Source organism: Vibrio sp. 10N.261.46.E11, assembly GCF_041472735.1.
Classification (GTDB): Bacteria; Pseudomonadota; Gammaproteobacteria; order Enterobacterales; family Vibrionaceae; genus Vibrio.
On record NZ_JBFRQW010000079.1, the window covers coordinates 1 to 12,021 of the forward strand.

Genomic DNA, 12,021 nt, shown 5'->3' on the forward strand with positions numbered 1-12,021 from the left:
TTCAGATAATAAGTGCGACATTCATGGAAAGGTGTAGAAGAGGAAGCCAACTGCTGAAAGTGGTACGCTCTTCTCGCCAAAGAAACAAGCAGTACTACCATGAATTATCAGCAGTTGACCGAGGGCAGAAGATACCAGATTTCTGCTCTTTTGGAACAGGGGATTTCGGTTTCTGAAATAGCTAAAACCGTTCAGTGCCATCGCTCTACGGTATATCGGGAGCTTAAACGCGGCAGCAAAGGCAGTCATTATTGCCCAAGCGAAGCTCAGGTATTCTCAATCAAAAAACGCACATCAGCTCGTAAATACAGAATACCTCAGGAGCGTGTTGATTTTATCCGCCTCCTTTTAGAATCGGATTGGAGTCCAGAGCAGATTTCCAGTGTATTAACTAGAGTCGGTGCTGCTGTCAGCCATGAGTGGATCTATCGATTTGTTGCGCAGGATAAACGCTTGGGAGGCAAGTTATATCGCCACTTGAGGCAAGGTCACAAGCGGTATCGTCGCGGTAGAAAAGAGAAAGCGCCAGCGATCAAGAATGCTGTTTCTATTGATGATAGGCCAAGCATCGTTGACAGTAAGAAGCTATTGGGTGATTGGGAAATCGACACCGTATTAGGCAAACATGGCACAGGAGCTATGGTAACAATTTTAGAGCGTAAAACACGATTTTACGTGGTCAAGAAGGTGCCATCGAAGTCAGCAGATGATGTCACTAAAGCCACCATAGAACTACTCATGCCTTATAAGGAACATGTCCATACCATCACGGCAGATAACGGGAGAGAGTTTGCAGGCCATGAAACCATCGCAAAGGCGTTGGAGGCTGATGTGTACTTTGCCCATCCTTATAGCTCTTGGGAGCGTGGAGCCAATGAGAATGCTAACGGGCTTTTAAGGCAGTATGTGAAGAAAGGAACCGACTTAACAACGGTAACAGACAGCGATATTGAATTCGCTGTATCACGGATAAATTATCGACCGAAAAAGTGTTTAGACTTCAAGCAACCAGCGATTGTCTTTAAAGAAATGGCATTAGTTGCTTGATATTGGAGAGTGTCGCACTTCGAAGTTGAATTCGGGCTTGCCGGAGAGTAATCATGGCCAAAAGTCGAAATTGTATATAAAAAGCTATCTAAACACACTAAAATATCTTCAGAGACCCCATCTAAATCAGACTGAAAATATCTTGTATTTCCTGTCTTACAATAATACTTCCTTTGGGCATTTTCTTTTACACCTTTAATATCTCGATTAACCGATTTTATATACTTTATATCTTCCAGCCGTAACTTAGTTACTACAGGATCAGGAACCTTTGTTACCGGAATTGATGTTACTTCACCACTTTCAGGATCTGAACTTGTTTCCCAAAACTGTTCTTGCTCGGTCTTGAAGTCCAAGCCTCCACCATGGCCAGACTTATGGACGTGTGTATTGACTTTACAAGCAATATCCGTTTTGGAAGGGAACATTACCCCATTTTTCCAGGTGTTTATATCATACTCATATGCTTCTCTGTATTTTTTCCAGTCTGGAGTATCTAAGTTTTTAGTTGTTATGATGTGGTGAGCCTGAAGTCCGAACTGTCCGTCATCCCCTTTCAAACGTCCATCCGCCCATAAATGTTCATTGAAGCCCGACTTATAGTGCTTAGATTTGATGGATTTTGCTAAAGCAGGCCCTGAGCCTTTTACAAGACTGTGTTTTTTTACAGTTGAGTTTTTAGCCATGATGGTATTGACCTCTAATAAGCATCACATTTTTCAGGTTTCTTCTTACAAACAGGACAAATAAATTCATCTTTATCTTTCTCTTGATTCGCCTTACTAGTATTTTTACCAGATTGCGCAGTATCACCAGACCCATGCTTTACCTTTGCAGGGTATGCTCTCTCACTTTTACCCAAAATTCGAGCGAATAACTGGTCAAACTCACCCATCGCTTCTCTTAGTTTATCCGGCACCATTTTATCGATGATTTTCACTTCATCGGCTAACTTTAAGAAGTATTCTGCTAGTTCGTCTGCGCCCATGCGATTAGCGTAAGAAGCGAGCTCACTTGCTACTTCGATACAGGGTTTTAAAACATCCGACACAATGTTGCTCGCCTGCTTGGCGTAATCAACCCAATCTAATGTACGTAAGAACTTTTCTGGGTCGCCTTTACCTATCCCACGAAGTACCGCGAGTAAAGTGTCTTTCGATGTGCCCTTACCACCTTTCAAAGCAACTTTACATGTACCTTTAACCGCACTACCAAACGTTGGGACACAGCCAATCAAAGTCAGAGAGAGTGCCAACCAATTTTCTGGCTTCTCTCGCTCTTCTTCACTTAATAGTGTCATGATATTGGCTGAGAGATCTCGCACATCCGCAGCTTGGTCTACGACGGGGAGCATGGTCAACGCTGTGTTGGCTATGATTTGCTCTACCGATGCATCATCATTAAAGTCACCTAAAATTACCCCCCAGATCCAACTGGCAGCCCCTGACATTCTCTTCCAAGAGTTTTCCCAGAAACCAACCTCGCCTCGCTTTGCTTCTTCAATAATTAATTGGGCATTCGCATTTGGATTGAAATTAGGGTTGGTTTTAGTTGGGATGTTCGGCATGAACTCACGACTGTCTTCACCATAATCAATGTTAAACTCTCCCGGGGCAACGCCACCCACCGAAGCTTTGCCTACATTATCTAATGTGCCTTCAAAGGCAGCGCCGGTTTGATCGACCAGTTTATATGTCGCACCTTGAACAGGTTCTCCATCAGAGTATGAAAGAAATAGATCAACCGTATACGTCCCTTCTTGATCTTCGGTTACTGAAACCGAAGGGTTTTGAGCGCCGCCTAAACACATGGTGTTGGCTTTATTCATCGTCATTTGATCAGACAGGCGACATACACCGACGCCTTCAAATTTAACGGTAGGAGAAGCTGATATGAATTCGGCCTCGGCTTCAATAGTGCCAGAAGCTACGCCCTTTTTATCACCACCGGCATCGCCAGTACTGGCACTGAATTTACTGCCTTTAATAGCAATGCTGTTACCACCACCCATAGAAACGGTAGTGGTGCCGCCAGCTAAATCAGCGGATTTTGCATTATTGCCATAGGGAATAGGTACAACAGAGTTGCCGACTGTTGTTAAACAAACATCAGGAAGCGATGCGTTCGCTTAACTCAAAAAACGCCGCAAATAAACGTAAAAAGCGCCTTGCGGCGCTTTTAATTCTGACGGTCTAATAACGACCATATGGAGCTGTTATATCATACCAAACGTCGTCACAGCCAGCAGACTTTAAGTCTTTAATCTAGTGGAATTGTCTTCAACTTTGATAGTTAAAACTTGTTGCTAGGTGAACGAATTTGACCATCGAATAGAAGCGAATATGTATTATTCAGATCAACTTGAACGATGTTCTATCACTGTAGGACCTTGCTCGAACAAAGCCTGAATTAGCGCTGATTCAAACTTAAGCGAATCTTTACTATAAACAATGCCAGTATCATTTCTTCCAGTATCATATTGGCTTTGTAAGACTGCTGGCAAAAAGACATACATATTTTCAAAAGGCTCTCCATCGGCTTCATAATAAGTTACTGTTTCAGTTTTAAAACCATCCGGTACTTTCAGGGTATCTCTTACAAATACTCCTGGTGAAGGAAAAAAGACTAGAACCAAATCCGGTATTTTGGGAAACAATGAGTTCGACTTAGTTTCCGAAAGCAAACCGTCTTGCTTAAACTTCTGTTCAATCATGCAAACTCCATAGGTATGAATTCAATTCCAGTGACTCCGGCTTCTTCTAATGCTTCCTTAACCTTCTCACTAACATAATAAGGATCCTTATAAGTGGATAAAGTGAAGCAGTCATATTCGATATTTGTTGATTTAAATTTATCTATATCGATAACCTCTTCAATCACACTAGAATAACCTCCATAATGGTCATTCAAATCTCTTGCTTCAGATGCATCGGGATCAAGTAAATCATAATGGGCGGTTGGATTCATAAATGCATAATTATGATGCAATCCACTACTTTCAACATCGACTGGAACGAATTGAATTCCTGTAAACCCATACTCATAAAAGACCCGCTGTATCTTTTCACTCGCAAGCTTACCAATTCCCACTTTTAGGAAATCGGACATCCCACGTTCGGCGTAACATTGATCCACTTGGTAAACTCCTCGAGTTTTTAATAGTTTACTTTGAGGTAATGTATATTCTAAAACTAAATTCCACGGCTCCTGGACAGAAAAACTTCCTTCACCATTTTCGAATCTACTGAATAACAGATAGTAATCCATTCTTAATACCCTAATTTTGAAATCACCACGCCAGCATAAGGAATACGCGCCGGAGTGCCACCTTTAGTGGTTCTAAAGTCATGATGCACAGAAGCATCCATTTTCGATAATGTTCGATGTCTGCAAGGAGTTGAATCGTTCTCTATATCTGAATGTTTAAGTTTATTACAGCACCCCTTGTTTCCTTTTTTATAAACATCGTAGTTAGAGTGGTTCAAAGCACCCATTCTACGGAATTGGGTTATCTGCTTATAAACATCTAAGCTATGCTGTTGCATCTCCTTTACTATTAGTTCTAGTGCTTTAGAGTCGTTTTCATTGCAATATTTAGAACCTAGAATAGCATTTCTTAATAAGCTCAACCTTCTTTTCACATTGTCAGTATAAGGTGTTGGATGTGATCCACTATGTAAAGGCATTTCATAGAAACATGCCAGTTCGGGAATACCAGGCAAAACAACTATATTATGCCAATCGTTAAGATTGTATCCAAGATACGGTAGCTTTTTGAAAAGAAAATCATTATTTTCCATTTCATTAACAGTAATTATATGATGGGCTTGCAAGTTCTTCTCAAGACCTTCCATTTTGTCTTTCTCAGTAACTCCTAAGGCTTTTAGTTCTTGAAATGCATCTAATCCTTCCTCGTTATCCCAAATTTGTTGAGGTCTAACATACTTACCGTTCAAGTCTCTGTCATAACAACGAGCATAGAGTGGATGCTGCATTGAAGAAGCATTTTTTCGATTGTTGTGCGCCTTTAGTTTAAGCCATGGATAATGACCATTCCCAGATGTTCCTCGCCCTGCGAAACCATACTCACCGTCCGTTTTTTTATGGTGCTTACCTTTAAAACCATTTTGGTCACAGTAAGTCGCCGAAGGCTTTTCTGTTTTCTTCTTCCCTACTTTCTTCTCGCATAGCCAACATTTATCGGGCTTCTTCTCTTTCTTTTCTTGGCTGACTTTATCATCATGCGTACCCGCCTCAGCAGACCCTTTATCTGATTGAGAGCCAGCATTCGATTTAGATTTTCCTCTTCTAAGGCTCATATCGACTTTGTCTTTCAGAAACATTAAAGCATCAGGAATATGTTGGTGTGCCTGCTTTTCGACGGCTTCAACCTGAGATTTAAAATTTCCAATTTCCAGCGCATATTCATCGTAGCCAAATAAAGAGGCTTTTTTTGCTAGCTCGTCTAATACATCAGAGAAACTCAAAATCGCCTCAGAGATAATTTGTAAGACTTCGTACTTAATAGCATTCCAATCAAGATTCGTTAAGAACTTATCTACATCACCTTTACCATATTCTCTAACAAGAGCAAAAACGTCATCACGAGATTTGTCTGACTTTACTGCCTTTCCAACTCCTTTTAGAACTGAACCCAAAGTTGGTATGGCGCCGATACCCGACAATGCCAGATCTAACCATGCTTCTTGGTTGTTCTGATTATCTTCTTCACTAAGGAACAAGATGTTAGCAGCTATATCCCTTGCATCGAGAACCTGATCAATTCCCGGGACTACACCAAGTAATGTATTTAACATTATCTGGGCAGTTGTGGGATCTTTATTAAAATCCCCTACAATAACCCCCCAGAGCCAGCTGCCAACTGTTGAAGATTGATTTTTGGCAGCTTCCCAGAAACCTACTTGACCTATTTTAATACTTTCGATCAACTCATGAGGGTCAAAGGTTTTCTTATAATATGGGTTTGTGTTGACATATTTTTTATCAGGCTGAAAATCTCTAATGTCCTCGCCATATTCAATTTGAAAAGTTCCCCGTGCAATACCGCTGATGCTAGCTTCTCCCTTCTCGTCAAGAGTACCTTCAAAGTGAGCTCCACCGCTATCTATCAACTTATATGGAGCCTGAAACCCAGTTCCATCTTCATATGTGACTTTAACATCAACCGTATACGTCCCTTCTTGCTCTTCGGTTACTGAAACCGAAGGGTTTTGCGCGCCACCTAAACACATGGTGTTGGCTTTGTTCATCGTCATTTGATCAGACAGGCGACATACACCGACGCCTTCAAATTTAACGGTAGGAGAAGCCGATATGAATTCTGCCTCGGCTTCAATGGTGCCAGAGGAGACACCCTTTTTGTCACCACCGGCATCGCCAGTACTGGCACTGAATTTACTGCCTTTAATAGCAATGCTGTTACCACCATCCATAGAAACGGTAGTGGTACCGCCTGCTAAATCAGCAGACTTTGCATTATTGCCATAGGGAATAGGTACAACAGCGTTGCCGACTGTTGTTAAACAAACATCAGGAAGCGTTGCGTTCGCTTCTCCTCCCGAGCCTTGATGAACTACGCTGAGTCCATTCGCACAAACTGTTACGGCCATAGTAAGTCCAATTAAATTCCAATGAATGCATAATAAAAGAGAGCGCTGGGTGCAATCTCTCTAAGTACGTAGTTAAAATGAAAGTAGAGCCTGTTAGTTTGAGCCTAATTTAAAAAATGGACTGCAGATCTCATGATTAAATCGGATGCTATTGATATACATCTAGAAGCTGCTGAAATTTCAGGTCAATAATCAAGTAGGTTGCGACATACATAACGCCAAAGATGGCTGTACTAACACCAAGAATTAACTTCGGTGAAATAACCCGTTTTAGCGGTTTTTTTAAGTACTTCGCCTTTAAATTAACTAACGTTACTTTTTCCTGTTCAGCTAAACGCTCGTCTCTAACTAAACGATAAATCGTATTTCCTATCTCTGAAAGCTTTTCGTTACCACGGTCTTCTCGGCCATATTTTCCTTTGAACCCAAGTTGAAGCAATAGATAAAGGAATTCGATGACGTGTCTATATTTTCGTGGGTCAGCTTTCAAACGCTCTAAAATAGTGAAGAATTTATCGCCACCAGATGTTTCGTTATGGAACTCAGACAATAAGCTATTGGTACTCCAGTGGCTATTAGCGCCCCACTCTTGCCTACACACAGATTCATCTATTGCAGCACATAAGCAATAGCGTATGACCAATATTGATGCCCGATCCAACTCCATTTCATTGAGCTTTCGTTCACCTTTGCGAATTTCTCGTGCGACTTGTTCTCTAAAAGGGCCAGGATCGTCCAACCAAGGAATCGAAGACATACATGAGAGACTGGCGATTAACCAGGTAAATTGATCGACCAATGGGTTAACCCCCATGCTCTCTATATTTAGGTCTCTTACCGCAATATTCCTAGATAAATCAGGTGCAGGCATCACCTCCATTGGTTTACCTGGTTCTGGTTGGAACAGTACTACGGTGACATCGTTTTCGACGTAACTCATAAACGCACAGCCCAAAGTTGTAGTGATAAGTTCGCGAAGTCACCAGCAATATGGACAGCGATGGCCGCTGCGTTATTCAATGTACTCCATTCATCGCTCGCTTTATCCAATTCAAAATAGGTGTAACCTGCATGGTAAGGTAACGCTCGAGGTACCACTGGCATTGGTTTCATTTCTATGCCTGGCAGTTGTAAGTTGATCAAATCGCGAATGTTGTCGATCGAACCAATCTTAGTTTGGCTTACAAACTGTGTATGTAAAATATCAAGTGGCACGTCTGCTTTAACCGCAAGAATAAACGTCGTAGATTCGACGATCTTACTATCTGGGATTGCTGCCGTTCGAATTCCGTAGCTTTGCTCTCTCAATGTTAAAGGTATTGCTCGTTGCTCTGACATCACGCTTAGCGTCATTTTTGCGCTATCAAGCGCACGAGATAAACAATCAGTCAATTGGCGGTGGTTGTATTTTGTAAACTCTTGCGGTCTACGAGATGCTGAACACAATGTAGACAGTTCACCTTCAGCTTGTAACAGGGTTCGATAAAACGACTCGGGATGAACACCTTCTACACTAGCAAAATGCCAAAATAACGGTTCATAACGATTTAAGGCTTGTAACAACATAAAATCAGCAACAGATGATACTCCCTGTTGGTCAACCACACCTAAACGCTGAACAATCGATTCTGCTCTGTGTTTTAGCATTGAAGCAAATTCTGTCACGAACTTACTCAAAACTGTAGAAGCGTGTATATCGATGCATGTCGGGATATAGTTCTCATCCAGAATAATGCTTCCATCTGGCTTGACTTCCGAAATTTTTAAAATAGGAATGGATGTATATGCACTCTTGTCCTCGTGCTCGTACATCAAGAAGAAGTTAAGCTTACCCACCACAATACTTGCCATGTCTTCTGATTCATAACATGAATCGACGGCCTCTTGGCTTTCCATGTTATAGCGAGCACCATCGCCGCTTGCGCCAAACAGTTCCGAGCGCTCTGATGGCAATGGACAACACAGGTACACCACTTTATCCGCAATAGATGCGTCAACATCTCTTACTTCGGGAAGTTCGGCAAGAAGCGGTAAATCAAATGGCGTGCGGTCTTGTAATATACCTTCTGCACGTGTGATCCCGATTTTGCCCAAAGCCAATAGCTCGGTGTTAATCTCGATTTTGTTCACTCCCCAATGTAAAGGAGAGCTGTTAGAGCTAAGCATGTTAGATAATTTGCTTTGAGACCTATCTAGCTGTTGGAAGTGCTGAGGCTTCATGAACATACCATCTTGCCAAACAACTGGGTTATATAAAGACATTCGTCAATTCCTTAAAAATACGTCTGTTCAATACCGCGAGTATTGTTCGAAGATAATTCGCTACCCTCTACTTTTAATCTTAGGAAGTACTCACTTTGCTCTTCGATCACTTCGACCTTACGCCAAGATGAACCATTAATATCTCTAAATGCGACAGAAAAACCTAGCGCTCTAGTTGTTGGGTCTAGCTCTAACAATTCATGCAGCTTATCACCGGGTTGCAGCTGATATTCGTACCGTTTGATGTACTCGCCGCCCAAGGAGGCCTTATCATTTTCGAATAGAGCAAAGAAGTCCAAACTACGGAACATAACGGGAGACGTTAATTCGTGAATTCTCAAAATGACTGGCGATGATTGCCCTTGTTCGCGTATATTTAGGTGTTCTGACGCTTCAATAACTAGTTCAATCGAAGAAGTTTCCGGCGTTATTCCAGAAGATTCTTTGAACTGTTCCCACATTGAACAACCTGATAAAAGGAACAAGATAATAGGAGCTATTAGTTTATGCATGATTCGTTTTTGCAACCTTATTGTATCGTTCTTTAATCAACGCTTTGAATGTCGATTCATGGAGTTGACGAGTATTCTGGTCATAATGTTCTCCGTACTTTTGCCATAACTTTGATTTACTTAGAAAACGGGTTTCTTGGCTTAATACATCTTCAAATTTTTGGGGGTCGTTCACTTTTAACTGATCGAACACAAGGTCGTTAACTGTTTTTAAATACAAAGCGTCATGTTCATCAAGCTCATCCAAAATCTGTTCAATGAGCTCATTTGGAGCTAACAGGTTTTGATTGTTTAGGGTTAGCATTAACGTGGTTAAGCTAAGCTCATTCTTAGTAAACGAGTTTTCGTCTGTAAGTTCTTCAACACCCTGTAATTTTTTGTACAAATTATCGATACACAATCGTAAACACGCGCCCATTTGCTTAAAAAATAGAGCGTCATGATTTGAATCGGTTTCTATATCTGCACCGAGCCCTTCGAAGAATGCATGTGTTATGTTCTCAGATGAAGCCTCACTCAGAGCGATATTGTTCTGAGATCTACTTTCGCTTTCCGAAGACAGCTCTTGAGTCTCAACATGTGGGACAAACTCTTGTGTCACCTCCTCCCATTTATGACTTTGTACATTCGCAGAACTTCGGGTACTAACAACAGATTGCACTGGAATCGACGTATGCTTGGGAACAGAAGAACGTTCAATAGCGCTTTCAGGGTTGCCGTTTAAATCGTCATCATGAATAGGTTGTACGTAACCCGGTATTTCTTCCTCGTTATTAAGATTATGTGCATGAAGAGTAGCCGAGGCCTCTTCATCTAATCCCATCCAATCTTCAGGAATCAAATTAGGTAGGTCAAATTCAGAGTGGATACTTAAGCTATCATCAACAATTTGCCTTTGAGATTCTGTCGATGCACTCGCAAGATTTTTATCATTACTTTCATCCCTAACAAGATAATCGTCGTCTCTTTGCATCGAAAACTTTAAATGCTCAACGGGATCATGACTGTCTACGTCGTCAGGTTTTGTTTCCATAAAAAGGTCTTCAAGTGCGCCAGATTCAACATCCTCTTCAACAACTGACTTATCCAAATTCATTAGTGGATCGGTGGAATCTCTTTCTGGGGCGATTTCAGAGGCAATATCGTATGATGTTGTGATCAATTCTAGCGATATACTAACTTCATACTGACCAAGGGATACCCTATCACCATCACACAATGAGACAGGTTGATTCTTTAGGATCTTATTACCATTCACCAACGTGCCATTTGTACTGACATCACTAATGTAATAGGTGTCTCCATATATACTCAATAAACAATGCGTACCAGATATAAATCGGTTGTGATCCGTTAATGTTACGGTACAGCCAGCTTCTCGTCCTAAAGAGCCTCCTTCTTCAGGCATCTCTATACTCTTAGCACCAACGTACTCTTCAGGGCACTTCGAGATCACCAAAATCAGTTGATTTATTCTCATGAATTACCTTTAAAACAGAAGAGAAACACTAAACTCAATGCCACCCAAACCCTCGTTATAAAAAGGTAAGATGTATGAAGTTTGAGGGACTATTTGCAAGTGGGCGTCAGGGTTACTACCCAATTTAATTACGCTACCTAGAGTGACAACAGCTCCGGCTTCAAATTGGTCGATGTCCTCAAGTTGTGCTCCATACCTAAAGCCTTGGTGATCGACTTTCCAGCGGTTAGAGTATTGTGAATAACCCAAAGATAAACCTGCGCCAATATAAGGCGTAAATATTGACCAACTTCCTAATGCGAATTGGGGGACAATGCGAAATTCGTAGTTAGTCACCTCGTTGTAAACACCATTACTTGGGGCTTCGATGTCTTCGGATAAATAATTTAACCCTAACCACCAGCGCCATCTGTTGTTGCTTTCATCAATAGGACGAGTATGGACTAAGCCGTATCGCAATGTATCGACTTGTCCAGTCGTTCCTTCTTTGTATTCGATACTATCAATGTTCAGCATATTGACTGAACCACCATACCTTTCGCCCTTTGCTATCACGATAGATGAAAAAAGGCACATAGTGGATATTAGACCGATTTTACTTAGCTTTCGCATGCTTCCCTCCGAATTCGTCCATATATTAATTAGATGCGCAAGATAGCAAGTATTATTTCTTTTACAAGATGGAGAACACGTTGCAAGCTAATTTCGACGTTATGACTAGCAAAAAAAACGATATATCTATTAGAAAGTGCATTAAGAAATCAGTCAAAAAAATGGCATTTTAGAATTAGAACTATCAATAATAGAAAAGTTAAGTGTTAAGAACAAAATAACTGAATGGGTTAGTGGAAATATGGGTAATTTTCGCTCACAAATTTAAAACAAACATGCATACGTTTTTGTAAATAGCGTAGAGTAAGTCCTTCAGTTTTTAAATTAGGTATCCGCCAACATTCAAGATAATGATTAAATGCGTCAACGCCTGTTCACTTAACAAGCATAAACATTATTAGCAATACGCGTACGACTTCACAAAAATAATGTCAATTTAATGATTGGAATCATTGAAAGCTCAAATAACAAACAATTA

10 protein-coding genes and 1 pseudogene are annotated in these 12,021 nt (G+C 41.0%); 1 reads left to right on the plus strand and 10 read right to left on the minus strand.

Annotation, left to right across the window (positions count from 1 at the left end; all coding sequences use genetic code 11):
• The first annotated feature begins 99 nt into the window (after positions 1-99).
• Positions 100-1,047 (plus strand): IS30 family transposase, encoded by a 948-nt coding sequence (locus tag AB4407_RS20060; protein ID WP_372121749.1) that lies wholly within the window; start codon positions 100-102, stop codon positions 1,045-1,047.
• Here the strand turns inward: AB4407_RS20060 and AB4407_RS20065 are convergent.
• The 10 genes and pseudogenes from AB4407_RS20065 to AB4407_RS20110 form a co-directional block, all read right to left on the minus strand.
• Entirely contained in the window at positions 975-1,733 is a 759-nt protein-coding gene (locus AB4407_RS20065) for an AHH domain-containing protein (RefSeq protein WP_372121750.1), read from the minus strand. The two genes, AB4407_RS20060 and AB4407_RS20065, sit on opposite strands and share 73 nt — an antisense overlap.
• 14 nt (positions 1,734-1,747) lie before the next feature.
• Positions 1,748-3,175, minus strand: a pseudogene (locus AB4407_RS20070) (PAAR-like domain-containing protein); the annotation flags it as partial.
• A gap of 228 nt (positions 3,176-3,403) precedes the next feature.
• The gene (locus AB4407_RS20075) at positions 3,404-3,760 is read right to left on the minus strand and encodes a hypothetical protein (RefSeq protein ID WP_372121751.1); all 357 of its coding nucleotides are present in this window, start codon (positions 3,758-3,760) and stop codon (positions 3,404-3,406) included.
• Positions 3,757-4,314: an imm11 family protein gene (locus AB4407_RS20080; protein ID WP_372121752.1), complete on the minus strand. Its 558-nt coding sequence runs from the start codon at positions 4,312-4,314 to the stop codon at positions 3,757-3,759. The genes AB4407_RS20075 and AB4407_RS20080 overlap by 4 nt, the downstream gene beginning before the upstream one ends.
• A 2-nt stretch (positions 4,315-4,316) precedes the next feature.
• Complete coding sequence (locus AB4407_RS20085; protein WP_372121753.1) at positions 4,317-6,677, minus strand: PAAR-like domain-containing protein; 2,361 nt, start codon at positions 6,675-6,677, stop codon at positions 4,317-4,319.
• A 148-nt stretch (positions 6,678-6,825) separates the two neighbouring features.
• Positions 6,826-7,617, minus strand: a complete 792-nt coding sequence (gene icmH, locus AB4407_RS20090) for a type IVB secretion system protein IcmH/DotU (RefSeq protein ID WP_372121754.1) — start codon at positions 7,615-7,617, stop codon at positions 6,826-6,828.
• The gene (tssK, locus tag AB4407_RS20095) at positions 7,614-8,939 is read right to left on the minus strand and encodes a type VI secretion system baseplate subunit TssK (protein ID WP_372121755.1); all 1,326 of its coding nucleotides are present in this window, start codon (positions 8,937-8,939) and stop codon (positions 7,614-7,616) included. Before tssK ends, icmH begins: the two co-directional genes overlap by 4 nt.
• A gap of 11 nt (positions 8,940-8,950) precedes the next feature.
• Positions 8,951-9,451, minus strand: a complete 501-nt coding sequence (gene tssJ, locus AB4407_RS20100; RefSeq protein ID WP_372121756.1) for a type VI secretion system lipoprotein TssJ — start codon at positions 9,449-9,451, stop codon at positions 8,951-8,953.
• A complete protein-coding gene (locus tag AB4407_RS20105) occupies positions 9,444-10,931 on the minus strand; it encodes an FHA domain-containing protein (RefSeq protein ID WP_372121757.1) in 1,488 nt (495 codons plus the stop codon). Before AB4407_RS20105 ends, tssJ begins: the two co-directional genes overlap by 8 nt.
• Before the next feature lie 9 nt (positions 10,932-10,940).
• The gene (locus AB4407_RS20110; protein ID WP_372121758.1) at positions 10,941-11,543 is read right to left on the minus strand and encodes a hypothetical protein; all 603 of its coding nucleotides are present in this window, start codon (positions 11,541-11,543) and stop codon (positions 10,941-10,943) included.
• Between the last annotated feature and the right edge of the window lie 478 nt (positions 11,544-12,021).

What these genes read in the sequence shown, in the direction of transcription:
- AB4407_RS20060 (WP_372121749.1), top strand. Translation starts at nt 100, where the DNA reads ATGAATTATCAGCAGTTGACCGAGGGCAGAAGATACCAGATTTCTGCT.
- AB4407_RS20065 (WP_372121750.1), bottom strand. Translation starts at nt 1,733, where the DNA reads ATGGCTAAAAACTCAACTGTAAAAAAACACAGTCTTGTAAAAGGCTCA.
- AB4407_RS20075 (WP_372121751.1), bottom strand. Translation starts at nt 3,760, where the DNA reads ATGATTGAACAGAAGTTTAAGCAAGACGGTTTGCTTTCGGAAACTAAG.
- AB4407_RS20080 (WP_372121752.1), bottom strand. Translation starts at nt 4,314, where the DNA reads ATGGATTACTATCTGTTATTCAGTAGATTCGAAAATGGTGAAGGAAGT.
- AB4407_RS20085 (WP_372121753.1), bottom strand. Translation starts at nt 6,677, where the DNA reads ATGGCCGTAACAGTTTGTGCGAATGGACTCAGCGTAGTTCATCAAGGC.
- icmH (WP_372121754.1), bottom strand. Translation starts at nt 7,617, where the DNA reads ATGAGTTACGTCGAAAACGATGTCACCGTAGTACTGTTCCAACCAGAA.
- tssK (WP_372121755.1), bottom strand. Translation starts at nt 8,939, where the DNA reads ATGTCTTTATATAACCCAGTTGTTTGGCAAGATGGTATGTTCATGAAG.
- tssJ (WP_372121756.1), bottom strand. Translation starts at nt 9,451, where the DNA reads ATGCATAAACTAATAGCTCCTATTATCTTGTTCCTTTTATCAGGTTGT.
- AB4407_RS20105 (WP_372121757.1), bottom strand. Translation starts at nt 10,931, where the DNA reads ATGAGAATAAATCAACTGATTTTGGTGATCTCGAAGTGCCCTGAAGAG.
- AB4407_RS20110 (WP_372121758.1), bottom strand. Translation starts at nt 11,543, where the DNA reads ATGCGAAAGCTAAGTAAAATCGGTCTAATATCCACTATGTGCCTTTTT.